Source organism: Rudaea sp. 3F27F6, from assembly GCF_005503555.1.
In the GTDB taxonomy this organism is placed as follows: Bacteria; Pseudomonadota; Gammaproteobacteria; order Xanthomonadales; family Rhodanobacteraceae; genus Rudaea.
In genome coordinates this window covers 648,166-673,130 of the sequence record NZ_SCNG01000002.1, presented here as the reverse complement: position 1 = coordinate 673,130, position 24,965 = coordinate 648,166, and the positions used below count along the sequence as shown (strand labels likewise).

Annotated in this window: 28 protein-coding genes; 10 read left to right on the top strand and 18 right to left on the bottom strand. The window is 56.5% G+C overall.

Annotated elements, in window-relative coordinates; all coding sequences use genetic code 11:
* The first annotated feature begins 88 nt into the window (after nucleotides 1-88).
* From FFS30_RS10760 to FFS30_RS10740, 5 genes are all read left to right on the top strand, one after another.
* Nucleotides 89-1,582: a M20 family metallopeptidase gene (locus tag FFS30_RS10760; RefSeq protein WP_137913128.1), complete on the top strand. Its 1,494-nt coding sequence runs from the start codon at nucleotides 89-91 to the stop codon at nucleotides 1,580-1,582.
* Between the two features lie 23 nt (nucleotides 1,583-1,605).
* A complete protein-coding gene (locus tag FFS30_RS10755; RefSeq protein ID WP_212742454.1) occupies nucleotides 1,606-1,914 on the top strand; it encodes a hypothetical protein in 309 nt (102 codons plus the stop codon).
* Nucleotides 1,875-2,417: a GNAT family N-acetyltransferase gene (locus FFS30_RS10750; RefSeq protein ID WP_137913126.1), complete on the top strand. Its 543-nt coding sequence runs from the start codon at nucleotides 1,875-1,877 to the stop codon at nucleotides 2,415-2,417. The genes FFS30_RS10755 and FFS30_RS10750 overlap by 40 nt, the downstream gene beginning before the upstream one ends.
* A gap of 73 nt (nucleotides 2,418-2,490) precedes the next feature.
* A complete protein-coding gene (locus FFS30_RS10745) occupies nucleotides 2,491-3,522 on the top strand; it encodes a trypsin-like peptidase domain-containing protein (protein WP_137913125.1) in 1,032 nt (343 codons plus the stop codon).
* Between the two features lie 159 nt (nucleotides 3,523-3,681).
* A complete protein-coding gene (locus FFS30_RS10740) occupies nucleotides 3,682-4,374 on the top strand; it encodes a hypothetical protein (protein ID WP_137913124.1) in 693 nt (230 codons plus the stop codon).
* 66 nt (nucleotides 4,375-4,440) lie between these two features.
* Here the strand turns inward: FFS30_RS10740 and gnd are convergent, their stop codons facing one another.
* On the bottom strand, nucleotides 4,441-5,346 hold the full coding sequence (gnd, locus tag FFS30_RS10735; RefSeq protein WP_137913123.1) for a phosphogluconate dehydrogenase (NAD(+)-dependent, decarboxylating): 906 nt from the start codon (nucleotides 5,344-5,346) through the stop codon (nucleotides 4,441-4,443).
* Nucleotides 5,347-6,577: 1,231 nt separating this feature from the next.
* On the opposite strand from gnd, the gene FFS30_RS10730 reads away from it, so the two are divergent.
* Nucleotides 6,578-7,444, top strand: a complete 867-nt coding sequence (locus FFS30_RS10730) for a sterol desaturase family protein (protein WP_171014562.1) — start codon at nucleotides 6,578-6,580, stop codon at nucleotides 7,442-7,444.
* 497 nt (nucleotides 7,445-7,941) lie between these two features.
* Here FFS30_RS10730 and FFS30_RS10720 read toward each other — a convergent pair whose 3' ends face one another.
* A complete protein-coding gene (locus tag FFS30_RS10720; RefSeq protein WP_137913120.1) occupies nucleotides 7,942-8,139 on the bottom strand; it encodes a hypothetical protein in 198 nt (65 codons plus the stop codon).
* Between the two features lie 120 nt (nucleotides 8,140-8,259).
* On the opposite strand from FFS30_RS10720, the gene FFS30_RS10715 reads away from it, so the two are divergent.
* Nucleotides 8,260-9,042 carry a winged helix-turn-helix domain-containing protein gene (locus tag FFS30_RS10715; protein WP_137913119.1) on the top strand — a complete coding sequence of 261 codons (783 nt, stop codon included), beginning with the start codon at nucleotides 8,260-8,262 and terminating at the stop codon, nucleotides 9,040-9,042.
* Between the two features lie 65 nt (nucleotides 9,043-9,107).
* The gene (locus tag FFS30_RS24430) at nucleotides 9,108-9,233 is read left to right on the top strand and encodes a hypothetical protein (RefSeq protein WP_283235203.1); all 126 of its coding nucleotides are present in this window, start codon (nucleotides 9,108-9,110) and stop codon (nucleotides 9,231-9,233) included.
* Between the two features lie 491 nt (nucleotides 9,234-9,724).
* Here the strand turns inward: FFS30_RS24430 and FFS30_RS10710 are convergent, their stop codons facing one another.
* The 5 genes from FFS30_RS10710 to FFS30_RS10690 all read right to left on the bottom strand — a co-directional run bounded on the left by FFS30_RS10710 (nucleotide 9,725) and on the right by FFS30_RS10690 (nucleotide 12,451).
* A complete protein-coding gene (locus FFS30_RS10710) occupies nucleotides 9,725-10,024 on the bottom strand; it encodes a hypothetical protein (RefSeq protein ID WP_137913118.1) in 300 nt (99 codons plus the stop codon).
* Nucleotides 10,025-10,151: 127 nt separating this feature from the next.
* Nucleotides 10,152-10,379 (bottom strand): hypothetical protein, encoded by a 228-nt coding sequence (locus FFS30_RS10705; RefSeq protein WP_137913117.1) that lies wholly within the window; start codon nucleotides 10,377-10,379, stop codon nucleotides 10,152-10,154.
* 92 nt (nucleotides 10,380-10,471) lie between these two features.
* On the bottom strand, nucleotides 10,472-10,738 hold the full coding sequence (locus tag FFS30_RS10700; RefSeq protein WP_137913116.1) for a hypothetical protein: 267 nt from the start codon (nucleotides 10,736-10,738) through the stop codon (nucleotides 10,472-10,474).
* A 494-nt stretch (nucleotides 10,739-11,232) separates the two neighbouring features.
* Nucleotides 11,233-11,766: a hypothetical protein gene (locus tag FFS30_RS10695; RefSeq protein ID WP_137913115.1), complete on the bottom strand. Its 534-nt coding sequence runs from the start codon at nucleotides 11,764-11,766 to the stop codon at nucleotides 11,233-11,235.
* 118 nt (nucleotides 11,767-11,884) lie between these two features.
* The gene (locus tag FFS30_RS10690) at nucleotides 11,885-12,451 is read right to left on the bottom strand and encodes a DUF2059 domain-containing protein (protein WP_137913114.1); all 567 of its coding nucleotides are present in this window, start codon (nucleotides 12,449-12,451) and stop codon (nucleotides 11,885-11,887) included.
* 1,337 nt (nucleotides 12,452-13,788) lie between these two features.
* Between FFS30_RS10690 and FFS30_RS10685 the strand changes: the two genes are divergently transcribed.
* Nucleotides 13,789-14,112 carry an H-NS histone family protein gene (locus FFS30_RS10685; protein ID WP_137913113.1) on the top strand — a complete coding sequence of 108 codons (324 nt, stop codon included), beginning with the start codon at nucleotides 13,789-13,791 and terminating at the stop codon, nucleotides 14,110-14,112.
* A 286-nt stretch (nucleotides 14,113-14,398) separates the two neighbouring features.
* Here FFS30_RS10685 and FFS30_RS10680 read toward each other — a convergent pair whose 3' ends face one another.
* The 6 genes from FFS30_RS10680 to FFS30_RS10655 form a co-directional block, all read right to left on the bottom strand.
* Nucleotides 14,399-14,665 carry a hypothetical protein gene (locus FFS30_RS10680; protein ID WP_137913112.1) on the bottom strand — a complete coding sequence of 89 codons (267 nt, stop codon included), beginning with the start codon at nucleotides 14,663-14,665 and terminating at the stop codon, nucleotides 14,399-14,401.
* Between the two features lie 112 nt (nucleotides 14,666-14,777).
* The gene (locus tag FFS30_RS10675; protein WP_137913111.1) at nucleotides 14,778-15,380 is read right to left on the bottom strand and encodes a DUF998 domain-containing protein; all 603 of its coding nucleotides are present in this window, start codon (nucleotides 15,378-15,380) and stop codon (nucleotides 14,778-14,780) included.
* A gap of 268 nt (nucleotides 15,381-15,648) precedes the next feature.
* Nucleotides 15,649-16,185 (bottom strand): HD domain-containing protein, encoded by a 537-nt coding sequence (locus FFS30_RS10670; RefSeq protein ID WP_212742453.1) that lies wholly within the window; start codon nucleotides 16,183-16,185, stop codon nucleotides 15,649-15,651.
* A 989-nt stretch (nucleotides 16,186-17,174) separates the two neighbouring features.
* Entirely contained in the window at nucleotides 17,175-17,474 is a 300-nt protein-coding gene (locus FFS30_RS10665) for a hypothetical protein (protein WP_137913109.1), read from the bottom strand.
* A gap of 91 nt (nucleotides 17,475-17,565) precedes the next feature.
* Entirely contained in the window at nucleotides 17,566-17,976 is a 411-nt protein-coding gene (locus FFS30_RS10660; RefSeq protein ID WP_137913108.1) for a DUF3592 domain-containing protein, read from the bottom strand.
* A 111-nt stretch (nucleotides 17,977-18,087) separates the two neighbouring features.
* Nucleotides 18,088-18,516 carry a HEAT repeat domain-containing protein gene (locus FFS30_RS10655; protein WP_137913107.1) on the bottom strand — a complete coding sequence of 143 codons (429 nt, stop codon included), beginning with the start codon at nucleotides 18,514-18,516 and terminating at the stop codon, nucleotides 18,088-18,090.
* Between the two features lie 575 nt (nucleotides 18,517-19,091).
* On the opposite strand from FFS30_RS10655, the gene FFS30_RS10650 reads away from it, so the two are divergent.
* Nucleotides 19,092-19,442 (top strand): hypothetical protein, encoded by a 351-nt coding sequence (locus tag FFS30_RS10650; protein WP_137913106.1) that lies wholly within the window; start codon nucleotides 19,092-19,094, stop codon nucleotides 19,440-19,442.
* Between the two features lie 1,004 nt (nucleotides 19,443-20,446).
* Here the strand turns inward: FFS30_RS10650 and FFS30_RS23825 are convergent.
* The 5 genes from FFS30_RS23825 to FFS30_RS24090 form a co-directional block, all read right to left on the bottom strand.
* Nucleotides 20,447-20,632, bottom strand: coding sequence for a hypothetical protein (locus FFS30_RS23825; RefSeq protein ID WP_171014561.1), 186 nt, complete (start codon nucleotides 20,630-20,632; stop codon nucleotides 20,447-20,449).
* 710 nt (nucleotides 20,633-21,342) lie between these two features.
* Complete coding sequence (locus FFS30_RS10645) at nucleotides 21,343-21,981, bottom strand: hypothetical protein (protein WP_137913105.1); 639 nt, start codon at nucleotides 21,979-21,981, stop codon at nucleotides 21,343-21,345.
* Between the two features lie 487 nt (nucleotides 21,982-22,468).
* A complete protein-coding gene (locus FFS30_RS10640; RefSeq protein WP_171014560.1) occupies nucleotides 22,469-22,867 on the bottom strand; it encodes a hypothetical protein in 399 nt (132 codons plus the stop codon).
* A gap of 157 nt (nucleotides 22,868-23,024) precedes the next feature.
* Nucleotides 23,025-23,348: a hypothetical protein gene (locus FFS30_RS10635; protein WP_137913103.1), complete on the bottom strand. Its 324-nt coding sequence runs from the start codon at nucleotides 23,346-23,348 to the stop codon at nucleotides 23,025-23,027.
* Between the two features lie 867 nt (nucleotides 23,349-24,215).
* Nucleotides 24,216-24,497 (bottom strand): hypothetical protein, encoded by a 282-nt coding sequence (locus FFS30_RS24090; protein WP_137913102.1) that lies wholly within the window; start codon nucleotides 24,495-24,497, stop codon nucleotides 24,216-24,218.
* Nucleotides 24,498-24,965: the final 468 nt, after the last annotated feature.

The window sequence follows — 24,965 nt, the reverse complement described above, 5'->3', positions numbered from 1 at the left end:
AATGAAGAATTATGAAGGCCTTGATCGGCCGACGTTTTTTCTGATGCTGGTAAACTCTTGCGGCTTTTCCACTACGAGATTCCGAACCATGGACACCAGCTTAGCGCGCGACAACATCTCCGGTTTGTGGGACAAAGAAATCGTTCCGCAACTCGTCGAGTACATCAAGATTCCGAACAAGTCGCCGATGTTCGACAAGGACTGGGCCGCGCACGGGTTCATGGACCAGGCGGTCGCGCAGTTGTCGGGCTGGGCCAAGGCGCAGGCGATCGAAGGCATGACGGTCGAAGTCGTGCGCCTCGAAGGCCGCACGCCGCTGATTTACATCGATGTGCCCGCGTCGGCCGACGCGAAGAGCGGCGACGACTGCGTGCTGCTCTACGGCCATCTCGACAAGCAGCCCGAGATGACCGGCTGGGCCGAGCATCTCGGCCCGTGGAAACCGGTCATCGAAGGCGACAAGCTCTATGGTCGCGGCGGCGCCGACGACGGCTATGCGATCTTCGGTTCGCTCGCGGCGATTCTCGCGCTCAAGGCGCAGAAGGTCGCGCATGCGCGCTGCGTCGTCCTGATCGAAGCCTGCGAAGAGTCGGGCAGTTATGACCTGCCGTACTACGTCGACCATCTCGCCGCGCGCATCGGCAAACCGTCGCTGATCGTCTGCCTCGACTCGGGCTGCGGCAACTACGACCAGCTCTGGCTGACGACCTCGCTGCGCGGCCTGACTGGCGGCAACCTCACCGTGCGTGTGCTCGAAGAGGGCGTGCATTCGGGCGACGCCTCGGGCGTGGTCGCGTCGAGCTTCCGCATCCTGCGCAAAGTCCTGTCGCGGCTCGAAGACCAGGACAGCGGCAAGGTCGTGGACGAATTCCATGTCGAGATCCCCGCGCAGCGTGCGGCCCAGGCCAAGGACGCCGCCAAGGTGCTCGGCGACGCGGTGTATTCGAAATTCCCGTTCGTCGCCGGCATGCAGCCGATGAGCGACGACCTCGGCGAACTCGTGCTCAACCGTACCTGGCGCCCCGCGCTGTCGGTGACCGGCGTCGGCGGCATTCCTGCGCTCGACTCGGCCGGCAACGTGCTGCGGCCGTTCACGGCGGTGAAACTGTCCCTGCGCGTGCCGCCGACGCTCGACGCGGTGAAGGCGGGTCAGGAACTGAAGACACTGCTGGAAAAAGATCCGCCGTACGGCGCTAAGGTGACCTTTGACCTCGAGAAGGCCGGCAGCGGTTGGAATGCGCCAGCGCTCGCGCCATGGCTGGAACAGTCCGTCGATGCCGCATCGAAGGAATTCTTCGGCCCGCCGCCGGCGTACATGGGCGAGGGCGGCTCGATTCCGTTCATGGGCATGCTCGGCGAGAAATTCCCCGGTGCGCAGTTCCTCATCACCGGTGTGCTCGGTCCGCACTCGAACGCGCACGGTCCGAACGAATTCATCCACATCCCGACCGGCAAGCGCGTGTCGATGTGCGTGGCCAAAGTCATCGCCGATCATCACGCGGCCAGCGTCGCCGGCCTGACGCGCGGCGTGGCCGCGACGCATGCGCATACGGTCAAAGGCGGGGATGGCTGCTGCGACTGACCAGCGTACGCGTTATTCGTCGTATGTCTGATCGAATGCTCGATCGGTTGTCTAAGGCGGCAGCTCTGTCGATAGGGCTGCCGCTTGCTTGTGCATTGCTCGCGCGATGTGTCGTCGCAATTTGGCCTGGATGCGTAGCCGATCTGGATATGGGCGTATATGACTGCCGCGTCGGACAGTCGAATTTTGGTTTTCCGCTAGCGGTGCTTATTGAAAGCGCATCGATTGCGACCTTCATCTTTATCGTTCTAGCCGCGTTGTTCACGCCGCTCGTGGTGGGAGGCGTTGCCGGATGGCGCATGCTGCGCCGTTTTTTGTCGGATCGCGATTGAAGGAATATCGACACCAAACAACATCCGCTAGGAGTTGCTTGAATTTTTTTGTGATGAAGAATTCTAAATTTGCGATACGTGTCGCAAGTGATGGCGATGTTTCCATTTTGGCGAGACTCGCTGCGCAGCTCGGCTATCCGGTCGATGCTGCGGAGATGGGCGCGCGCTATGCGCGCGTGCGTGCGGCTCGCGTGGGAGAAGTCTTCGTCGCTGAACACATCGCAGATGAACAAGTCGTCGGTTGGACGCATGTTGTTCCACGCCTACAGTTGGAAGACGCGCCGTTTGCCGAACTGGCCGGCCTGGTCGTCGACGATGCTGTGCGCGGCGCTGGGGTCGGTGCCGTACTGTTGAAAGCGGCCGAAATGTGGGCGCGCAGCGAAGGCTTCGCCACGATGCGTGTGCGCAGTAACGTCGTGCGCGAGCGCGCGCACCGCTTTTACGAGCGCGAAGGCTACGAGCGAATCAAGGCGCAGGCGGTGTTCCGCAAAGATTTGAAGTAGGGCGTGATCGTGCCGGACCGACCGTGACGGCTCGGTGGCTTGAAATTTAGCGGGCCGCCGCTACGTCGTGTCGATGGATATTTCCCCGACTTTCGTCCTCGACCCGAGCGAGCCGCAGGGGCAGGCTTATGAGTCGCCCTCCGGCCGGCCCGCGGATGCCGAAGCGCAGGCGCTCGACGCGTATTCGAGCATCGTTACCGGTGTCGTCGAAGCGGCCGCTGCGGCGGTGGTCTCGATCGTGATTCCCGAACGCGTCGACGAGCACGGCAAATCGGTCCGCGGCGGCCAGGGTTCGGGATTCTTCTTCACTCCCGATGGTTTGATCCTGACCAATTCGCATGTCGTGCACTGTGCCAAACGCATCGAGGTGACGACGGTCGCGGGTCGGCGCTTCGCCGCCGACCTGATCGGTGAGGACATGCATACCGACATCGCCCTGCTGCGCGTAAGCGGACAGGAGCGGCACGCGCATATTGCGCTCGGCTCGACGCGTGAATTGCGTGTCGGCCAGCTCGTCGTCGCGATCGGCAATCCGCTCGGTTTCGATTGCACGGTGACTTCGGGCGTGGTCAGCGCGCTCGGACGCAGCCTGCGCGCGACGACCGGGCGGCAGATCGATGATGTGATCCAGACCGACGCGGCGCTCAATCCGGGCAATTCAGGCGGTCCGCTGCTCGACGCGCACGGGCGCGTGATCGGCGTCAATACGGCGATCATCGCCGGCGCGCAGAATATTTGCTTTGCGACGTCGATCGATTCGGTCGCCGCGGTCGTGCAGCAGTTGATGCGTCATGGACGCGTGCGCCGCGGTTCAATCGGCGTCGCGGCGCAAAATATGCACCTGCCGCAGCGCTACGTACGCTACTTCAGTCTGGAGCAAAGCGGCGCCGTGCGCGTGATGGAGATCGCCAAGAGCGGCCCCGCAGCACGTGCGGGGATCGAAGCGGGTGACATCGTCGTGGCGTTCGATGGTGACGCAGTGCACGGTATCGACGCGCTGCATCGCCAGCTCGACGAGGCGAGCATCGGCCGTTCCGTGCGCTTGACGGTGATCCGGCGCGACCGGCGCATCGAACTGACTTTGACGCCGATTGAACTGGTATAGCGAACACTGTGTTCTGCCGGGCAGGGTTGCGATTGCGCGCCGGCAGGACCACATCGTTGCCGCATGTCCGCACGCTGAACGCGCGTCGTGCAGCGGGCGGCATTCCACATTTTCTGCACGATTCGTTCTCAGACTCGCGGCCATTCGAGGAAGCGGCGCATGATGACCCAAATTTCGATGGCGGATGACGCCGACTCCTGGTGCCGCCAGCTCGGCAATTTCGCACCGATCGTTTATCGCTCAGAGGCGCAGCCGATGGCTGCAATGTCTTTTGGCGGCGCGGTGTTCGAGTCCGGCGAGGACGCCATGCCCGCGGCGATGCGTTCACAGCGCGGCGGCGCGATAGGGCATTTTCTTCTCGCCCTGCTGATCGCGGCGACGATGGCTTGGCCGCTGTCCGGTTCGGCGCAGATGCAGGGCGGAGGCATGGGCGGTCATGGCGGCGGGCACGGTAACCATGGCAATCGTCCGGCCGATTCCACGCAGAAGAATCCGGATGCCACTGCGGCGCATACGCCGAATCCGATGCGTGCAATGCTCGACGAGATGCGCAAGCTGCGCGCCGACCTGCTGTTGACGTCCACCCAGATCGGCCCTTGGTCGGCGATGGAAGACGCGCTGCGCGACTGTGTCGAACTCAACCGTTCGCGCCTGCCCGTGGTACAGGCAGGCACGGCGATCGACGCGCAGATCTATGCGCAGGATCTGGCCGACAACCAACGTGCCTTGTCCGAAGCGACGGACAAATTTTCGACCGCGACCAAGGCCGCTTTCGCCGTACTCAATCCGCGCCAGTTGCAGACCAGCAAGAGCCGTTTGGCGAGCGCGATTACCGGCGACCAGCAGAACTGACGTTGTACGGATAGTCGGTGTCGCCTGCCTGCGCAGCGCCGTTCTGCCGGATGGCGAAGGGCAGCTTTATTCCTTCTTGATTTCGTGTCCGCCGAACTGGTTGCGCATCGCGGCGAGCAGCTTGTCGGAAAAAGAATCCTTGTCGCGCGAACGCAGGCGCTCGAGCAGCGATTGCGCGATCACCGGCGTCGACACGCCAAGCTCGATCGCCTCGGCGAGGGTCCAGCGGCCTTCGCCGGAATCGGCCACATAAGGCGCGATGCCCTGCATCGTCGGGTTCTTGGTCAGCGCGTCGGCGGTGAGATCGAGCAGCCATGAACGTACGACGCTGCCGTGGCGCCAGATCTCGCCGATCTGGGCGAGGTCGAGGGCGAATTCCTTCTTGTGTTCCAAGATCGAAAATCCCTCGGCATACGCCTGCATCATGCCGTACTCGATCCCGTTGTGGATCATCTTGGTGAAGTGCCCCGCGCCGACCGGGCCGACCCGACCCCAGCCGCGATCCGGCGCCGGCGCGAGCGTGGAAAAAATCGGCGAAAGTCTTTCGACCACATCCGTATCGCCACCGATCATCAAGCTGTAGCCTTCCTTGAGACCCCAGACGCCACCGCTCGTACCGCTGTCGACGTAGTGGATCTTGTGTTCGATCAGCCGTTGCGCGCGGCGCTGGGAGTCCTTGTACATCGAATTGCCACCGTCGATAAGGACATCGCCCGGCGCGAGCAGTGGAAGCAGGTTGTCGATCGTATCGTCGACCGGCTTGCCGGCCGGCACCATGAGCCAGAGCGCGCGCGGCGGTTTCAGCGCGGCAACCAGATCGGCGAGCGAGGCGGCGGGCTCGATCCCATTCTGCGCCGCGCGCGTGCGGCTCTCGGCACTGAAGTCGAAGCCGACCACGCGATGTCCCCCGTTCACCAGCCGCTGCGCCATATTCGCGCCCATGCGGCCCAGACCGATCATGCCAAGTTCCATTGAGTGCTCCGAAAAAGGTAGAGAATTGAGCTATCGCTTGTACACATATGGGCGCATCCGGGAAGAGAAAAGGCTGTACAAGTTCGGAGCCCTGGAGACTTCTGGATCGGCTGGCCCTGCATCTTCGGGTAATAGTGTTCCGTAGTACGCGTCCGTCCTCCGAAAGCTTAAGGAGGCTATACTTTTTTGACGAACAGTTGGCATACGGCTGACCGAACAGAGTCTAGTCATCGATCACCGATAGACCGGCCTGGTGCTGCCGTAATGTTGAGCACCATCATCGCATGCGTGATGAGTGTTCGCTGTAATCCAGGGTAGGAAACTTCCTACGTGAATTTCCTATTTTCTCCATTAGGCGTCGAACAATTCTGACCTAGCCTCTACGGGCCTCGCAAAATATGCGAGGTATCCCTAAATATGAGGAGGTCTATATGATGTTGGCTCGTTCGATTCTCGCGTCCTGCCTTGCAATCGCTGCTGCCGCACCAATTCCCGCTTTCTGCGCTACTTACTCGGGCACCATGACAAGTGCGCAACTACAAGCGGGACAGTCCCCCCAGAATGTGATCGTTTCTTGTCCCGCCGGTACGTCCGCGTTAGGTGGTGGATATTATGGCGTGACGACTGAAACCGTCGGTTCCGTACTGGTCCCGTCTCTTGTCGTCTTGATCTCTCAGCCGGGCAATCCCACCGGGACGCTGGACAATAAGTGGACTTTCTGGGTCACCGCAAATCGGACAGGCACTTACTATTTCTATGCTACCTGCGCTACTTCTTAATTTCGGTTAGTGCGTACTGCTCAGTTCTTCTGACTTGAGCACGGAAGGTCCGTCATATCGACGGACCTTCCTTGGGTTCTTTATTATCTTGCGCAACGATCGGTTGCTGCATGCTCGATTGCATCGCAAACAAAGGCGCTATTGCTGCCGCGATCTAATCGCGTCTCTTCAGTTATCGGTAAATCAATGGCTGTCGGGTTATGTAGTATCGACCCGGCTTGGGGATCCCGGTCCAAATCGAGAATTCTTGCAGAGATTCGGTAATCGGGCAGCGATGCTTGACGCTGGAAGGCCCGGCTTGGGTCGAGTCGGGAGAGGTACTCGTGCCGCGGCTTCGATGGCCTGTTCATAGCCCGATGAACAAGCGAACACATATTCTCCAACTCGGACCCGGTGGCCGGACAGGGTACACTTAGCTACCGTTCACGGGGGCGTACGGGATGAGCTCAGGGGTGTATGTGTACCTGACGGAGTTGGCGTGGATTATCCCGCTGACTGGCGTCTTTCTCTTTCTCGAATATCTGCGGCCAACCTCGATTCGTCCGACTTGGCGAAACCGGGCAGAAAATTGCGTCTATCTGGTTCTCGCGCTGCCGCTGGTTTTCTTTGCGTTGTCGATTTTCAATCCGGCTTACAACTACATCGTTCGTGTTGCCGACGATGGCTTCGTCGCGCGCCTACGTATGCCTTCGCAAGAACTGCCTCGCACGGTCCTGCTGACTCTCGTCTACGCATTAATTTGGGATGTTTGGCACTATTGGATACATCGCTGGCAGCATGCTTCACCGTTCTTGTGGGAGACGCACAAGTTTCATCACAGCGATACGGCATTGAACGCGACGACGCAGGGGCGGCAACATCTCCTCGCCTATCTCCTCAATCTGATTCTTCACGCGCCGATGTTGTTCGTTCTGGGTTCGCTGAATCCGCCGGCATTTGTGGGCGTGCTTATGTTTCGCGTCTGGGGTTTCGTCAACCATGCGAACCTGCGCATGAGTTTCGGGCCGCTTACCAGTTTCATTTCCGGGCCGCAGTGGCATCGTATCCACCATTCCATATTCCCGCAGCACCGATCGAAGAACTTCGCGACATTCTTTCCGTTTGTCGACAAATGGTTCGGTACCTACTACGCGCCAGGTGCCGACGAATACCCGCCGACCGGATTGCTGGACGAAAGGCCGGAGTCGTTTTCTCGCCAGGCCACGTTTTCCCCATTGCTGGTCTGGATGGGCATATGGGGCGGCGCAATGCGATCGGCCGGGCGTGCGTGGGCTGATGTAAGAAAAGAGGGCCGCGAGCGAAAATGCAACGATCCTTGATTTATATGGCGACGGCATGCACCACGGATTACTTGAGCAATTCCGCTATCCGCTACGCGCGCGAACGACAACTCAGGGCCGGAGCATGGTTCGCGGGAAGTGAACGAAGTTGCCGGCCGCGTTTTGCGCATGAACCCCGAAGACGCGGGTAGCCGGTAAGCAGCGTCAACCTACCTCATCAAGGTCTCGTCCGGTGTGTGGCAAGTGGCCCCGGACCACTAAGCCCCGCTGGGCTTTTCGTTTCCATCCGGCGAATACCTCTACGGCTTCCTCACTGGCTTAGTCCCAGCCTTCCCGGTACAGGGATTGACGTTCCCTTTCGTAGACCAGTTGTTGCGCTTGATGCTGTCCGGAACTGTGCGCATGTGCGATGGAACGTATGCATCCTTCTTGGTTGCGTGGCTTCGAACTGAGGCCGACGAGCCTGAGGCGTGAGAGCTGCACGACCCAGAAGGCGGTAGCTGGTGCCGCGCCCGTCGCTGCTTCAAGCTCGATCGCTACATCCTGCCCCCTTCGTGCTCAGGACGCTTCGTGCGCCGAATTTGCTCTCGAGCATAGCTAAAAAGGTTGGGATTGCGATCCGCCTTCGTCATCATCGAGGCCAGGCTGTAATACGGCTCGGGTATGGAGTCATCCAATGTTTCCCGCAATCGATCAAGAACGATCTCATTGTTTGAATCCAGGGTTTCCATCATGAGAGTTCCAAATCGAAACCCGATTGGCGTCGAAGCTCGGTAAGTTTGGGGCGAATCGTAACGAAGAAACCCTTCTCTCGGCGGGCGAACGCAAGAGCGCACTGAGATTCGGCGTGAACCATGCCCGGATTCGTCACGCTTCTGCGATATGCAGAAGCAACTAGGCATGAAACAAAGAAAACCATGTTCGATGAGTCAGGGATTCATTTCTTTGCCGAGGCACCAGGTCGCGGTGGTCGTTCGTCTGAAATGATCGATGCGCAAGGCAACGACAGGCAATCCTCCATTGTGAAGTTCAAGGTGGCCGTGCTGGAAGACGATGCCGAACTGCGCGAGGACATCCTGATCCCGCAATTGCGCCAATTCGGTTTCGATACAAGGGGATTCGAAACGGCCGAAGAATTGCTTCAAGCCACGGAGGCGGCGTCTTTCGACCTGATTGTGCTTGGTGCCCATTCGCCGAAGGTCGATGGTTTCGCCATCGCGCACACGCTACGCGAAAAGGCGATCGTCGGCGTCGTTGCGCTTACCGGCACGTTGCACGGCCTCGTGCGGCGCATGCAAGAATCAGCGAAAGAGGGTGACACAAGCATGCGCTGGAGCCTGGCTGGCGAAGGCTGGCGCCTGCATGAGCCAGACGGGCGCAGTATGGCGCTCAATGCGGCGGAGCGGCGTTTGCTTGCGCGGCTGTTCGAGGCGAATGGCAAGCTCGTGGCTTACGACGAGTTGATTGCCCTCCTCGTGACGGCGGCGGAAGATGCCGATCAACATCGTCTTGAAATGCTGATCCACCGCTTGCGTCGCAAGGTGTCCACTCACCTCGGGAAAACGCTGCCGCTGCGCGCGGTGCGGGGACGCGGCTTTGTATTCCTCAATGAAGAACCGTCTCGTACCGAGCGCTGATTCGGGTGCGTCCTAGATTTTTTGTTAGCGGGGCACGGCAGGAAACTGCCACTGGACCCGAAGACATGATGACTGCCCGCAAGCACGAAGTACCCGAAGAACTTTTGTCCAGCCTGCTGGCCAACTTCAGCCGGCGCAAGCTGACCAAGCATTGCGGCGCGCTCTCGAACGACGATGCGCTGATCAATTAGATCTGCGGGTCGATACAGGCAGTCTGCTTGAGCCAATAGTTAGCTCTATAGAGAAGCGAAAGGATGTGACTGCCGTACAAGCAGGACAATATTTAGAGAGCATAAAAGCGACACGAAAACCATAGTCAAAGAGAACCCCAATGGCATTGGTGCAATCTGGCCTCGCCAAACCAGCAGTATTAGACAATACGCCAGCCCAGCGACTGCCCAGATAGTGTTTGCCAAGATGGCCAGCACAACGAACCATTGACGTGGTTGGAGATGAAAAGCCGCCAAGGCTGTGCCGAATGGAAGAAGCGTTAGAAAGCCCCCGGTGCGGCTTAATGCACAGCAAGGTCCGAGAACGAGCAGACAGATCGCGAGGCATGTCCAGTTCAGGATAAGTACGATCTTTCTCATTTGAGCTAACGTCTGAGCTGAGCGGCCGCCGTGACGGCCACCACGCTACCGCAATCGCACTTGCAGCGGTCGCTAGAGCGGATGGCTAGGAGTTACCTCAGCCATACTGTGGAGAGAGAACCGACTGCGCCAAACGCGACCGCCACCAAGCCGCCGACATATGAGTAGCGTGCCCACTGCGGCATGCAACGATAACCAAACGAGAACCAGCGGCCGGACCTGAATTGCGTGAGCTTAGCAATGGCAAAAGCAATAAATCCGCAAGCCATTATGAGGGTAGTGAGCACGAAGCTGAGACCCGAATGGAACGGCGAGAACGCGAGGATGGGTAGAGCTGCGATGATCGGCGAGAAGACGATAAGAACATTTGCGATAGCAGATGTCTTGCCCATAAGTAACGTCCAACGCTTGAGTTAAGTGGTCGTAACCGGAGATGTCAGCATACCGCAATATGTTTGAGTGTACCGGCAAAGCTAAGCATCCTTGTCGTTCGCTTGGGTGTTGCGTGTAGCGAACTCTTCATTTAAGAAATCGGAACGTAATTGGTGCGACGGCAACGAAGATGAGAGCGAAGATAGCACGGTGCTCAAAAACAGCATCAGCAAACGAAGTGCCGACAAATGGTAGGGAAGCAACGAAAATCACTAAGAATAGGGCAAGCGCAGCAGCATACGATGCGAAGGCCCATTTGATGTACCAGAGGACGGTTCGCTTGACTGCCTTGGCGTTCTGAACTTGTGAATTCATCGTGCTGATGCTTAGGTTTTGAGTTGACAGACGATGCTGGGTGGAATCTCAGGACGACTCAAATTGACGCTGTGAGCTGCTTGGGCAGATGACTACGCTGGAGCATTCCGAGAACTGCCACGAAAGGCGCGAGATATCTCACCACCCGCCAAGCCAACTAGAAACGCATTGATGGAACGTGGCCACGGAGATACCGCATGCCAAGGGTGAAAATAGTCAATGGCGAAAAATGATGCGATGAAGAGACTGGCGCCGAGCAGCCCGTACACCCAACTGCTCAAATTGAGCCAGCCGAGAAAGTAGTAAATAGCGAGCGCGACCGTCAGAGCAACACCGAACGTCAACCATGGGGAATTCATAGTCCACTATCCTGCTGTGTAGTCGAAACGGGGAAGCCAATCCTTCTGGATGTCATTAGGCCCAGGATTCCGCACCCCGTCGCAGCCGTTTGCTTGAGAGAATAGTCAAGCATGCTGCCTATTCGTCTGGAAAGTACTTGGCAACTCCTGTAATGCGATTTACGGAAATCCAGAAGAAGCACCCGGGCGGTATAGGGGGCGAGTGCTCTGATAGTAAAACATCTATTCGTTCCGATCAGTACTTAACTCTTGCGGAAATTTAGAAAGTTCATAGCGCTTTAGGTCGATTCGTTGCGCTTTCTCTCTCTCTGCAATTGCTAAAGCCTCTTCCCGCGATAAAGCTAGCGTGCTAGCCGCGAAAGACTGTCATGAGACTAGGCCAAAGACTGCGAATGTAGCGATGCGAGGCGTGCGTAATGGCAAAACTAAGCGACTTCTGCCGCGATGCACGTCAGTCTAGCGCAGACTGGCATGGGGGGCGCCTGACCGAATAGTTAGGCGCCGCCTGTCGGGAATGCGAGAACACTGCCAGCTTCTATGACTAGTACGTGCGTTGGCCCGTCACCTTTAGATTTGCAGCAAATATCCTCGATATACTCAAGCTCGATGGTATCTAGAAACTCAATTCTACTTATCTCTTGGGTATAAGGCATGCCCGAAAATGTTACGTGTATTTTTCCACCGCCCAGCAATTTCTTGAACTGTCCGGGAGCGGCACGGCTGAACCATTCCCAGCTAAATCTGTTTGGGTTCGAACCCTCTGGAAGATGTCCCACCCACAAGCCAAACCCGGTCACATCTCTGTCTAGCTTGTCTAGGATGCCGACCGAATAGCCATTGGCAATCTCTATTTGCTTTCTTGTTCCATAGGGCTTTGAATCTTTCTCCTCTAGGTGCACAACAAAATCTTTGGCAGGATCATAGATTCTTTGGCCGCTCGCAAGCGCAAAGCGCTTTCCTTCTTGGACCTTGTACAGTTCGTAAGCAATCTTCTCGTTGCCCTGCGCAGAGGTAACAACAAAAAGCAAAGCGACGAGTAGAAACCTTATGCACTGCATGGGCACCTAACGTCTGAGCTAAGCAGCCGTTGCCGCGAGGGCTGACACGCTACCGCACTCACACCTGGCGGCTCGTCTGAGCGAATAGTTAGGTATTGTCATTTTCTTTTTGATGGCGATGGAATTCGATAAGGACTTCACGCATCTCTTTTTGATACAGCTCCTGAGCAGTATCATATGACTGTCGCGTAAGTTCATTCAAGTGCGCTTGAAGCTCTTTATTTGCTTCACGCGTCGCGCTTTGAAGTCTTTGTCCCGCGAGTGACGAATAAAATTTGATAGAAGCGCGCATGTCCTCTTCTGTTGCCTTCTCGGCGAATTGCTTTGCAAAATCTTCAGAAATAGCTTCGCTGGTCGTATAGCGGCAAGATCTCTGTTGGAAGCTATCGTACACAGCTACAACCTTGCGCCAATACGATGAGCTTGGCGTTAGCCCTTCAAAACTTTGGGGGTTCGATTTGTACGCACTTAGTGCGGCAACTTGCGGATCATGAGCTCGTTTACACGCGCTTAGATCGTCGTTGAACATATCGGTTAGTTGAAGGAGTTTGACAAGCTTCCTTGCCAGATCAATCTTCGAGATGTTTGAATCGGCATGAGCTGCGACTGCAAAGGTGAGTGCAATCGTTCCGAATATTCGAGCAAGGCGCATCATGTAATACCTAACGCTTGAGTGAAGCGGTGGCTGCCGCGTGGAGCGCTAGCATACTCCAAGTCGTCTCGGCGATTCGCTTTACAAGCGTGGCTCCGAACTAATTCGGCCCACAGTTCCAGGGAGAAACTGCGGGCCGAGCGGGGTTCTATTTCGTCGCCCCTGCGGGCATTAGCTCCCTCACGCCATGCAGGCGTGAGGGCTATGATTAGACAAAACCTACGGATTGAACGCGATTGGATCGAGCTGACGCAAGGCGGGCGGGGGCGCGCTATTGGTTGCTGGGTACTGGAACCAAGTACCCCACACCAGAATCTTGTTGCTGCCTTGTGCTTGAACGATTACTTGCCCAGTGAATGAAGGCAACGTCGAATCTAGGCGGATACTCTTTGCGCCATGCGCTGGGATTGTGTAGGCGGTATCGTTTGTTGCTCCTGAGTCAGGCGCTAGCACGACATCTACTGTCACGGCGAATGATTGCGGATTGACGATTTGTACTGAGCTAAAGCTATAAGTATTGGCGTATGGGGGTGTTGACCCATTGGATGTCCCGCCGGACGCTGAGTTGTTTAAATAGCTAACGTCGGAAAATACCCATCTCACGTAGGGATTTACTCCATCGAGCCCTCCTTGCGCTAGCAATATAGGCACTTGCCATTCATATTGTGGAGCCAGCGTCCAGGTTGCGACAATAGCGCTTGAGGCAGAAAGCCTAAGATGCGAACCCTCTGGGGCAGAATATTTCTGATCAACAGCGGGAATGATGGTTCTACCGCAGGGGACAACCGATTCCGTTCCCGATGATCCGACAACGTTCCCATTATCGTCGTACCAAGTCAAAGTTACAGGTACTGCTGCGCCCCCGCACGAGACTCCAGTGGCCCATGGTTTAAACAGAACTAGCTGCTGCTGATGAACTACATTATGGATCCCGTCTAGCCCGAGAGCTGATGAGCCGGTCGCTACGATTTTTGGAATCCATAGTTGGGTTGACCAAGATGCTGCATGCAACGGCGCAGAGCAGATCGTTCCGAGACAGAAAGCGACAGTCGCGGCAAATTTACTTTGTGGAGTTGTCTTCGTTTTTGAAACTTGCATGAATCTACTCCTTAAGCGTTGTATGGAATCGCCACCTTTTTGGCGCTGCCGAATGCAACGATCATGCGGCAAACTCATCCTACTACGAAGAATATCGTATTCTTAAACCGATGAATTTTAATTAATGACAATTGAGTGATTTCGGGAAAGGAAGGTTAAGTGCGAGTTAGTCGCGGGATGAAGGTCAAAGTACTTTTGCGGTATAGTTCTCGGTTCATCTTTTTGATGACAACGAGGAACTTATGGCAATTGATCTCAAAACCCTGAATCACAAACAGCTCGCCGAACTGATAGCGAAGGCCGAGCAGCGCAAAGTGGAGGTAGCGAAAGAGAGCGTTGTAAAGGTGCGCGAGAAAATTCATGCGCTGCTCAAGGTGGAGGGGCTGACGCTGGAGGACGTGTTCGGTGGCGCTCGAAAAGGAAAGGGCAGCAGAAAGCCGGCTACGCCGAAGTATCGCAATCCAGCGGATCACTCGCAGACTTGGAGTGGACGTGGGAAGCGTCCGCGTTGGTTCAATGCGGCCCTCAAAGGCGGCAAGAAAGAGCAGGATCTTCTGATCAAGTAGCGAACGGTGCGGGCATCGCTCGCATTTCGCCGGCGCCATCAGTAGCCTTGACCTCGCGCTGAGCCCGAGATTGAGCTACGAGCACACGCATCGTCGATTTATAGCGGTAGGATAGGTGATGTACGGAGTCGCCGCAGCATCCTTCCGGGTCTGGCCGGCGTACCTTTGGGAAGCGAATTTCAAGGCGGCAGCAGTGATCTTGGTCCGGCTGCCGTTCTACACAGCAAATAGCGCGATTAGCGCACCGGCAAAGCTAAGCATCCTTGTTGCCTGCTAGACCGTATGACTACGTGGCCTCATTCTTAGAACTGCCACGAACGGCGCGAGATATCTCACCGGCCGCCAAACCCACCAGAAACGCATTGATGGAACCTGGCCACGGAGATACCGCATGCCAAGGGTGAAGATAGCCAATGGCGAAGAATGATGCGATGAAGAGACTGGCGCCGAGCAATCCGTGCACCCAACTGCTCAAATTGAGCCGGCCGAGAAAGTAGTAAATAGCGAGCGCGACAGTCAGAGCAACACTGAACGTCAGCCATGGGGAATTCATAGTCCACCTGTCCCGCTGCGCGGTCGAACGCGGAAGCCAACCATTCCCGATGCCTTGGGAGCCAGGATATCGCAACCCGTCACAGCGATCCGCATTGGCGGATAGTTGGGCATCACCTTGTGGGCTGACCTTGGAATTGAGTTGTGCTGCTACGAAGTAAAAATAACGTAACTAAGAAAGGCCAAAGCGAATTGATGGAAGAGAACACTCGTTGGGTGAGGCCCCGAAAACCATCCGGGTCTGCGCCGACAAGATTTAGCCATAGGTAAACGATTCCGGCGAAACTGATGAGCGCAGTAATGACATATGCCCTACGGTAGTTTGGCCAAGTTTTTGATTCGATGTGCGACATAGCCGGAGCAATGAGATTGGTTATTCCGATCGAGTAAAAGCCATGCATCGGATGGCCCAAGGGCCAAATCCCGTTGGTTACCATGGATAGCCCAAAAACTAACCAGCAGATAGCGCCGAGAGCGAATAGACGACCAGTTGCTAGCCACAGCCCGGCAGCAAAACCTATAAATGCTACGCCAGCCCCGATGGCTGCGATTCTGACGCAAGCATTCGGTACTCCGGAAAATTGCAATAGCTTGCTAGCATGTTGCGAGATGGAATTGTAGCCAGGTGCGAATAAGGCGCCGATGATTGTCCAGAACAGAAACCATGGAAGAGGCACTAAACCGGCTGCTAGCAGAACTTGGCGTGTTCGTGACATTCAATTTTTCCTGTATAGGTTCTATGACGCCCAACGCCTGAGCTGATCGGCCGCTTCCGCTGGGAGTGTCAGGATACCGCAGGTCATCGCGGCCACGCGCACGACAATCCAAGTAACGGAGCCACCAAAACTGCGGCCCGAACTCCATCGAGCCGGGCCGCGTGATGGCCATTGGGCGAACCTTCGTTGCCGAAATGGGGGGGGCGGCCGATCGGCATGACCCTGTAGGCGGCTATGAAGCCGCCGCGCCATTTGTAGACGTATCTGCCTACGTCGAAGCAGTGAGGGTCGATAGGCCGCGCACGATCTCGTCACGCAGGGTCTGTTCGAGTCTGGCGTTCGTCCCGCGCAAGCCACCAGCCACGCGTGCTGCCAATTGCAGGTACTCGCGCTTCCGCTCTGTTGGCCACGGCGGCGGGTTGTCGATCACGTCCCGTACGTTGCAAATCTTGTCCGCGAGCTTGACCAGCTTCGCGCCGGCGGGAAGCTGGGGTGCATGTTCGACCTGCAGCCGCTTACGTTCCGCTTTGGGGAGGCTCTTGTCGTCGGTCACGGCGAGCACGAGTTCTGCCACGCGACTGCCGAATAGAGTGCTCAGTTCCGCGGCCGTCGTTTGGGTGTCCTCGACCGTATCGTGCAGCAGCGCGGCGCAGAGAACGTCGGAATCGGTAACGCCGTGCTCCACAAGTAGATCTCGCACGGCGATAGGGTGGGTGATGTACGGAGTCGCCGCAGCATCTTTCCGAGTCTGACCGGCGTGCTTTTGAGAAGCGAATTTCAAGGCGGCAGCAGTAATCGTCGTCACGGTTGCCATTTTACACAGCAAACAGCGCGGAGAGCGCACCGGCAAAGCTAGGCGTCCTTGCCGGTCACTTGACCGAGTAGTTATGCTTAATTTCGAGAGTGAATCACATATCTCTGTGCCCGGCGGCAGCTCGAACTCGCGCTCGTAGTTGCACATGTGATCGCAACCGCCGCCGACATTGTCCCATTTGCCGCTTATCTGACATGCGAATTGACACTCGTCAATCTTGTCACATCGTTTGGCGACGAGTCGTGCGATGCATGTCCTCTTAGTCTCGCCGAATTTCGCCGTGTACGCAGCGATGTCGCATCTGGGAGATTCTTCCGTGCGCGAGAGCTTGCCGGCACAGCCAATCAAACACCATAGAAACAGCAAGACTGGCAAGAGGCGAACCATCATCATCTGAAGCCTAACGCTTGAGTAAGCGGTTGCCGCAGCGATGCGTTGCAGTCCAGCGCAGACCGGCAGCGGCAGTCCGCTTGAGCGGATAGTTAGGCGCTCACGCCGCGCGCCACACTTAGCAGCTGCGAAAGAGAGGCCCCATTGCTTGGTAGGCGAATCGCGGCCTCTTCAAACTGTGCGGGCGTTGGCGATGCGGGCCAAGCTCGGGCGAATACTCGCGCTTGCTCTTGAGGGACGTCTGATGAAGCAATGAATCCTTCGCCGGGCGAGCCCGAGGACGCTCCAACTACCAGACTGCTCAGAGCGGGAAGCGAGCCAAGGATGCAGTACGACTGGATTGGCTCTAGGAGCTGCCCCAGGCCCTGTCGGGGCACACCGATCAAGTCTCCGACCAGGTCGTAGGTAAGAACCTGTCGGTTGCGCGCGGAAAGCGCGAGCAACGGCCATATCTGCGCAGCACGCTCAAAACGATTCACGACGGATTCTCCATTGGGTGCCTAACGCTTGAGCTAAGCGGCCGCTGCCGCGATGTTTAGCATGCTACCGCAATCTCTCTATGGCGGCATGCTTGAGCGAATAGTTGGGCGTTACCGCAGCCATACTGTGGTGAGAGAACCGACTGCACCGAACGCGACCGCAACCAGGCCGCCAATGTATGAGTAGCGCCCCCATTTCGGCATGCCACGATAGCCGAACGAGAACCAGCGGCCGGACCTGAATCGCGCGAGCTTAGCAACGGCAAAAGCGATGAAGCCGAAAACCATGACGAAAGTGGCGAGCACTAAGCTGAGACCCGAACGGAATGATAAGAATGCGGGGATGGGCAGAGCGAGGATGATCGGCGAGAGCCCAATAAGAATATTCGCGATAGCAGATGTCTTGCCCATAAGTAACGCCCAACGCTTGAGCTAAGGAACTGGTACCGCCGGGAGTGTGAGGATACCGCAAGCTGTCGCAGCGGTCCGCTTGAGCGAATAGTTAGGCGGCAGACCGCAAGCGGGCGAAATTGCGCGCAAAAACAATACCGACCGCAACGACAAGGCCAAACACCAAGAACGGGATAGTTGAAGCGATAACCTCCCGAGTCTTCGCGGTGCCTGATACGTCCGGGTGGTTCGGGTCATATGCGATGATGAAGGTGTCGCCAAGTTGGACCTTGTCGATAGGTTTGCCTGTGGCCGCCGCAGGCGTGGCTCCCTCGTGAGTGATGCCATTGACCAAGTAGGTATATCCGATCCAAGCGTGGGATTGCTTGGAAACGACGATAGCTTGAACTTGCTGAGTGTGTTGAGACAGCAAGACCTCGTTGCGGAGCTGGCGAGCAGATAAGCACAGCATCGCGGCGAACATGCCGAACACGATAAGCAGTTCTCGACGAAATTGAGACATGGCGTACTGAATGCGTGAGCCCTGACGCCTAACGCTTGAGCTAAGCGGCCACCGCCGCGGGCGCCACGATCTTAGCTCAGACCGACATCGGCGGTCCGCTTAAGCGAATAGTTAGGCACCAGTTGCTCGTTGCGCCAGCAATTCCTTGGCGATCGACACTAAGGCATCGGTGTGAGCCAAGTCGTAGCCCGGCACGGCTACACCGAGATACATATGCAGATCGCAAGCTGCGCTACCAGCGTGGCCCCGCACGTACTTGTGTGAGTCGGACAGGGCCTGACTTATTACAGGCAACGCACGGCTCAGGTCGAGTTGGCGACAGGTGCGCGCGATGTGCCCCAAACCAAGAATAGCGTTACCCCGGACGTTGAAATGCGGATGATCGACCAGCCGAAAGCAAATCTCTTCGGCCCAAGCCTGCTCACAGTCGGCAGCATTCATTCCTACGACAATCGGTACATATAGCAACTCATTCGGATCGCCGCGATCCAAGACGGCTTCGACGTCCTTTTCGGTCCAGCCGCTGCTAAATGGCCCCATCTGATGCTTAATGCTTGAGCTAAGCGGCTGCTACCGCGAGGGCTGTCAGCATACCGCAATACGTTTGAGTGCACCGGCGAAGCTAAGCGTCCCTGCCGTGCGCGTGGGCGAATAGTTGGCTACCTACCGCCGCCCGCTAGCAGCGCCCCAATTGTAGGGGCCCCGAAAGCCAAGAGCGTATGCGCCGAACACCCAGGCGAAGAACAACGGCCCAAAAGCTACAAGAATCCAGCCATACCATGGATCGAAAGTCGCTAACGCGGCGGCGATTAGAAGCACAGCACCGAAGCAACCCATAAGGAGTGCCAGTGCACCTGCCAGAATTCGAAATATGAGACGACCTTGCGAACCTGAGCCCATAGATGCCCAACGCTTGAGCTAAGCGGCCGCTGCCGCGAGGAACGCCAGCATACCGCAGGTCAGTCCGCGCGATGAGCGGTTTCTCCGCCGCATGGTGATATTGATCAACGAGGCATACGAGCATGCCTCGCCATCCTATTCAGTTTACGAATTATGCGTGAGCTGAGCGCGGATCGGCTTCGTTTCGAGCAATTTAACCATTGACGGAGAATGATATGAAATCTGCTCTTTCATTTTTGGCAACGTGTTTCGCAATTGCTGCTGCAATTCCGATATCAGCAATGGGGGCCAGCTATTCGGGCGCCACAACCAGCGTGCAACTCCAAGCCGGGGCTTCCCCGCAAACAGTTATCGTCTCTTGCCCATCCGGTACCGCAGCCCTCGGGGGCGGTTACTACGGATTGACTACCGAAACGGTCGGCTCGGTACTTGTTCCATCACTTGTTGTCTTGATCTCACAGCCAGGCAATCCTAGCGGCGGTCCGCAAACTAATCAGTGGACGTTCTACGTTACGGCGAACCGCACGAATACCTATTACTTCTATACCACCTGCGCCACGCCTTAGTTGCTGTCGTGACTTACAAAAGGCCATTGAGTGCGGCCCGGACTCCATTGAGCCGGGCCGCGGGTCGCCTCAGTGCTAGCGGCCGCTTGCCGAATTTAGGACTGTTCCCACCACTCTTTCAAGGATCGACAGCGCGAATCTTTGGATAAGACATGGTGGATAGCGGATTTGGGTTGACTGCAAATTGGCAGCCTGACAAGAAAGTTTCGGTAAAGCCGTAGGTGCTGGGCGGTCCAGGTACGGGGCTATTGTTCCAGGTTAGATTTCCCGATACATACCCATCGCATGTCATGCCGGGGGCAAGCCATGGAACCGAAAAGTAAACGGAAAAAATTGTAGCCGTTGCTGATGTTCCGCTACTAACCAGTGGGGATACCAAACTCCAGGGAAGAGATGAAGTTGAAACTTGGTCGCACGAGGCGTTGCCTGTAACAGAAACGTCTGTAATCGAGGCCCCTCCATTAAGAACTAGCCACGTCATTGTGATATTGCAGGGCAGTGAACCCCCCGCATAAGAGAAGTAGACCTGCCCCGAAAACTTGGTTGAAAGTCCTGGAGCCGGACCGGTGGACCAAGAAGAAGTTGAGTTGTTCCAAATTTCGTAGTGTCCGCTTGCGGCAGCGTGGCTGCATACGAGAGAGTTGGCTAACACCACACTCACGGATGCAATAGAAAATTTCTTTCGCATTTTCATACCTGTTGCCCTCCGAATGTTTGATCAAGGTGATCATCGAGTCTTGCGAGTACCCTACTTCTCCGTGGGAGCGCAAAGAGAGTAGCCGCTATAGCGTCCCTGCGCGGCGCGATCCTACGCTTGATTTTTTTGGGAGAACATGACGATTTTCGCGCAATTCTTCGCGCGGAAATCGCGTTAGTTTCAAACGATTTCGGAAATGGTGTCGAGACGATTTTCGGGCGTGGAATACCTGCGTTGCTGCGTTTGAACAACGTCCGAAATATTTTTTAGAGGAACTCCGGCCTTGCAAGAAGAGCGGAGAAATATCCTACGCGATGGATGCGCGTACGCTCGACTGCTCGATTCCGTCGGTAGCCTTGATCTCACGTTTGGCCCGCGTCTGAGCTACGAGCGCGCGCATCATCGATTTGTACCGATAGGCTGACACCAACGCGACTGGGTGTGGCTGGCTGCTCGTGTTGCGCTTACCGCGAGGCTTGTAGACGTAGGGCATGGCGATTGCTCCGATGGGTTGAGCAAAGGCTATGCCCTCAACATCGCACAGACTGCGACGCTATTTCGATGATCGTGTTCCAACCATCAAGCCATGCGCTCCATGTTCTGCAGGTGCCACTGCGGGCGATTTTGAGTTGTTCGATGGCTGTCTTGTCGCCGCGCATGCCAGCAGCGTAGCGGGGTAGGTCGCAGCGTTTGCGACACTCGGCTCATGAGCGAATTGCGGAACGAAACCGCGATTGCGGAACAAAGAAAAGGCCCGCAAAACTTCTGCGGGCCTTTCGTTATATGGCTCCCGAGACGGACTCGAACAATGTGCTGAAAAGCGCGTTAGAGGGCGGTATTGTTGATTTTTGGAAATCCATATACCCCCAAATATACCCCCGAGGCAGCGCCATTGCTGGGGTTCTTCCCGGTCTGGATTTCTTCTGTCCGTAGGAAATTTCGCACAAGAATTGTCGGAAAGATCACGCAGCGTCGGGAGCGGGCTTCTGGCAATCTTTTCCCCAACAAGTACAGGATCCACGGGGCAGATTGTACAAGCAGAAAGCTACGCCGCAGCGGTGAGCGCTTCCAACCCTCGCGCGATCTCGTTACGCAGGGTTTTTTCAAGTTCGGCATTCGTCCCGCGCAAGCCATCGGCTGCGCGTGTTGCCCAATGCAGATACTCTCGCTTCCGATTGATCGGCCAGGGTGGCGGCCACTTGCTCACGTCGGAAGCGGTGCGTGAGTCAAAAGAATCTCGGAGCAGTAGATTTCCACTCCACGGCCCATGAGATATGGCGCGCCGAATACTTTCTGCTTCTCGTTGAACCACTCGACTATCATCTCGAAGTGCTCGCGCTTGTAGCGTCGACGGACTTCACGCTTGGCTAGCAATCGCGCCACCCTGAGATCCTTGATCAAGACGATGGGCAGCTCGGAGTCGCTATCGCTGCCGTCAGGGTGTCGCAGGGTCACGTTGGCCTTGCTCGAAAGGGCCTTTGAGGGAGCCGTATGAATTTCAACGTTGCGCATGGCGCATAGAAGGTGAATGAGCGGATTCTTAGATAATAGTGGCGCGTGGGGTCGCTCGATTCGGCTCGCTATGTGAAGATCGCGCGATAGAGCATCGCCCATCGCGCCGAATTCGGCCAGACCGCCGCGAATATACGCCTCGGCTCGCCATGTCTCGTCGCCCGTAGGTGCGTTGTGCAGAAGCATCACTGACCCGCGAGCACGATCGAGCGTCTCATCGAAGAGGTTGGCCGCAATCATCGCCCTTTCGATGTCGCGGTCGAAACCTCTGAAGATCGACATCGACTGCACTGCGGGAAGAACAGAGAAGTCGAGATCCGGTGAGGACATCTTCGGTAACAGCCCTCCTACGCCTGAGCAAAGCGACCGCCGCCGCGAAGAACCCAGCATATCGCAATACGTTTGAGTGCACCGGCGAAGCGAAGCACAGTAGCGAGCAGAAAAGAAACCCGCAGCGTCAGGAGTAGCCTGCGGGTCGAGTGCGGAATACCCCGCCATGTACCCAATACAGGGTACGACAGAACAAGGCGAAAACTGTCATCACCCGGCGCAGATCACTGCGCACCAATGCGGTTCAGAAAGAAAAGCCGCCTGGAGGCGGCTTGCTGAACGTTGTGGAACCTTCTGAGTGGCTCAGATCAAGGCTTCCTCACTGGCTTAGTCCAGACTTCTTCGGTTCCGATGCCGGTCAATTCGATTCCTCGAAAATCCTGGTGGACGAAATCCCGATTCCCGTCTAACCCTTTCTCAAGAGGCTAGCGATTGGCGCACCGCCAAAACAAACTTCCTTTTGGCCGCTTGAGCGAATAGTTATACCTCACCAAGGAAGACAGCTTGCGCCAAGAGATTTGATGAGATCATGGTCCACCTCGAACGTTAGGCGACAAGCCTGGCTGGAGCCAAAGTAGGCGCTAAACCTTTCGTCGCTAAGGCGATTTTGGATATGAATTTTGCTGTACGCCGCCTTGGCCTTTGAAAAAGGCATGCCTGGGCAGACGTTGGACGGAGTGCAATACTTTGGTGAGGTGCTTACGAGAGCGCCAGCCGTGTTGCCGCCCTCGTTGAATACGATCGTCAACCCGGCGTATGTTGCGCTCGGCATCTTTATCTTCGTTGGATCGTCGGCGCCGCTCGGCTCGCCATATTTCTCAACAACGGATTTCTTGCTATCGCCGAGGTGAATGCCACCAATTGCAAGTTCAGAAGCGAAAATCATAGACGCTCCTTGCGCTGCAAGTGCATCCGATGCAAGGAAGCTCATGACAATGAGTGCGAGCAATCTCATGAGGTATAACGCTTGAGTTAAGCGGCGGCGGCCGCTGTGCACAACATGCTACCGCAACCGCCCCGCAGCGGTCCGCTTGAACGAATAGTTAGCCGTTGGGAAGGTAGTAGAAGCTAAAGCCGTTGGATGCGAGCAGCAAGAACTGCTCAACGTTCTTTGCGCCGAATAGCTCTCGAAGTAACTGAAGATTAGCATTGCTTGCGATGAGTTGATGCTTGCCCAGCTCCCATGGCCCCACGTCGAATGCTTCTGCCAAACGGCGACTCAACGCCGTGTCGCCCTCGGCGATGAAGATGTTGGTAATAATCGACGCACCATCGTTTACCCCCTCGTACCCGTCGGGACATTCCAAGGCTGCGGCAATGTGTCTCGAGAACGGAGCAATTGCGATGATCTGTGCGCTGAGGCTCATGAGTTTGACGGCTAACGTCTGAGCTAAGCGGCCACCGCCGCGACGCATCGCAGTCTAGCTCAGACTGTCACAATAGTGAGGTGTCAACGGCAGATTTAAGAAGCGAACGGGTTGCGCCAGCCTAACCATCTGCACAAAAGCAGGTAGCTGAGGCCCCATAGGCCAATAGCAGCGATTGTGTACGCACCTGGAAGTATGGTCAGCCATACCAACCAAGCAAATACGCCGCCACAAACGATGGACGCAATACCTAGAATCAGGACAAGCGCGTCGATCAGTTTTTGAGTTCGGGCTGACATCGCATTGCCGCCTAACGCTTGAGGTAAGTGGCCGCAGCCGCGAGGGCTGTCAGCATACCGCAGTGCACCGGCAAAGCTAAGCGTCCATGCCGTCCGCTCGCGCGGCGCTGCTTCCGGTGCAAGCATAGTGCGACGCGGGTGAGGTCGATGTTATGGGCGTTTGCAGCGTCGCTGCGCAGGGGAATTCCTACGCTTTACGGCACCAACTCGAATAGTTAGCTATTGGCCCGGCGGCGAAGAATTATTTTTCCAATCGCATACCCGAGACCCGCAGCTATGCCAATGACGCAGGAGCGTGGCCACAGCGGGAATTCCTGCGAAACCATTTGGCCGACCGCCAAAGCTCCCGACAGGGAGACGAGCAGAATTGCCTCAGATGCTAATGAGCGTTGTCCTGAGAGGTTTATACCGAATAGGTGAGCCGCTGTTGCAGCGATGCTGCCACCTAAAAGTGCGGCGAGAAACGACGTAAAAAAAGTCTCCAGCATCAACCTCTCCAACAATGCCTAACGCTTGAGTTGACGTGCCGCGCGGGGCGGTAGGTTGCCGCTAGAAGTATCACGAATAGTTAGGGCGCGTTGCCATCGCTGCGCTGAGCCACCAGCCAACGGATAGCGTGGGCGTGCACACCAAAAACAACGGCACCAAGGCAAAACCAAACGATCAGGTAACTCCAATAGTAGCCAGGTTTGTGGCCCTCAGCATTGAGAATTAACGCGAAGACTATTGCGACCAGCAAGGTAGGCAATGCGTACGGCCGAGTGTGCGCTGAAAGGGAACGAAAGGCTAGCAAACCAAAGAGAAACAACCCTAGCGCTATCGCGATCGGATAGATGATCTCAGGCCCCATGGGTTTGCGCCTCAACGCTTGAGCTAAGCGGCCGCTGCCGCGATGTTTAGCATGCTACCGCAATCTCTCTATGGCTGCATGCTTGAGCGAATAGTTACGCCGGCCCGCGAAGTGGGCTTGACTTGAATTAATTGTTTGTGCGCCCCAGTGGCAAGCTGGGTGAGGGCGTAAACCAATAGATGCACTTGTCCGAAGTCGTACAAGACTTAATCGCGCCGTGAGGAAATTGCCCGGGTGGGTTTACCGAGAACTGATACGCAGGAAGTGCAGATGCAGGATGCCTCTCCAGCAATTGCCAATGTTCCTTTAGCGGTGGGGTGTAGGTGAGAGCAAAGAGTCCAAACTCTTTTTTGTCCGAAGACAGGAGCAGGAAGGCGCCGCCAATCAATTTTGTACCGTTGAGATCGGCAGGGAGACAACACGCAGCTCCGTTGGATAGGTTCGGATCAAACGACCCATCCCAACCAG

Coding starts and splice junctions, on each gene's coding strand:
- FFS30_RS10760 (WP_137913128.1), top strand. CDS start 89: ATGGACACCAGCTTAGCGCGCGACAACATCTCCGGTTTGTGGGACAAA.
- FFS30_RS10755 (WP_212742454.1), top strand. CDS start 1,606: ATGTCTGATCGAATGCTCGATCGGTTGTCTAAGGCGGCAGCTCTGTCG.
- FFS30_RS10750 (WP_137913126.1), top strand. CDS start 1,875: ATGGCGCATGCTGCGCCGTTTTTTGTCGGATCGCGATTGAAGGAATAT.
- FFS30_RS10745 (WP_137913125.1), top strand. CDS start 2,491: ATGGATATTTCCCCGACTTTCGTCCTCGACCCGAGCGAGCCGCAGGGG.
- FFS30_RS10740 (WP_137913124.1), top strand. CDS start 3,682: ATGATGACCCAAATTTCGATGGCGGATGACGCCGACTCCTGGTGCCGC.
- gnd (WP_137913123.1), bottom strand. CDS start 5,346: ATGGAACTTGGCATGATCGGTCTGGGCCGCATGGGCGCGAATATGGCG.
- FFS30_RS10720 (WP_137913120.1), bottom strand. CDS start 8,139: ATGATGGAAACCCTGGATTCAAACAATGAGATCGTTCTTGATCGATTG.
- FFS30_RS10715 (WP_137913119.1), top strand. CDS start 8,260: ATGCCCGGATTCGTCACGCTTCTGCGATATGCAGAAGCAACTAGGCAT.
- FFS30_RS24430 (WP_283235203.1), top strand. CDS start 9,108: ATGATGACTGCCCGCAAGCACGAAGTACCCGAAGAACTTTTGTCCAGC.
- FFS30_RS10710 (WP_137913118.1), bottom strand. CDS start 10,024: ATGGGCAAGACATCTGCTATCGCAAATGTTCTTATCGTCTTCTCGCCG.
- FFS30_RS10705 (WP_137913117.1), bottom strand. CDS start 10,379: ATGAATTCACAAGTTCAGAACGCCAAGGCAGTCAAGCGAACCGTCCTC.
- FFS30_RS10700 (WP_137913116.1), bottom strand. CDS start 10,738: ATGAATTCCCCATGGTTGACGTTCGGTGTTGCTCTGACGGTCGCGCTC.
- FFS30_RS10690 (WP_137913114.1), bottom strand. CDS start 12,451: ATGATGCGCCTTGCTCGAATATTCGGAACGATTGCACTCACCTTTGCA.
- FFS30_RS10685 (WP_137913113.1), top strand. CDS start 13,789: ATGGCAATTGATCTCAAAACCCTGAATCACAAACAGCTCGCCGAACTG.
- FFS30_RS10680 (WP_137913112.1), bottom strand. CDS start 14,665: ATGAATTCCCCATGGCTGACGTTCAGTGTTGCTCTGACTGTCGCGCTC.
- FFS30_RS10675 (WP_137913111.1), bottom strand. CDS start 15,380: ATGTCACGAACACGCCAAGTTCTGCTAGCAGCCGGTTTAGTGCCTCTT.
- FFS30_RS10665 (WP_137913109.1), bottom strand. CDS start 17,474: ATGGGCAAGACATCTGCTATCGCGAATATTCTTATTGGGCTCTCGCCG.
- FFS30_RS10660 (WP_137913108.1), bottom strand. CDS start 17,976: ATGTCTCAATTTCGTCGAGAACTGCTTATCGTGTTCGGCATGTTCGCC.
- FFS30_RS10655 (WP_137913107.1), bottom strand. CDS start 18,516: ATGGGGCCATTTAGCAGCGGCTGGACCGAAAAGGACGTCGAAGCCGTC.
- FFS30_RS10650 (WP_137913106.1), top strand. CDS start 19,092: ATGAAATCTGCTCTTTCATTTTTGGCAACGTGTTTCGCAATTGCTGCT.
- FFS30_RS23825 (WP_171014561.1), bottom strand. CDS start 20,632: ATGCCCTACGTCTACAAGCCTCGCGGTAAGCGCAACACGAGCAGCCAG.
- FFS30_RS10645 (WP_137913105.1), bottom strand. CDS start 21,981: ATGTCCTCACCGGATCTCGACTTCTCTGTTCTTCCCGCAGTGCAGTCG.
- FFS30_RS10640 (WP_171014560.1), bottom strand. CDS start 22,867: ATGATTTTCGCTTCTGAACTTGCAATTGGTGGCATTCACCTCGGCGAT.
- FFS30_RS10635 (WP_137913103.1), bottom strand. CDS start 23,348: ATGAGCCTCAGCGCACAGATCATCGCAATTGCTCCGTTCTCGAGACAC.
- FFS30_RS24090 (WP_137913102.1), bottom strand. CDS start 24,497: ATGGGGCCTGAGATCATCTATCCGATCGCGATAGCGCTAGGGTTGTTT.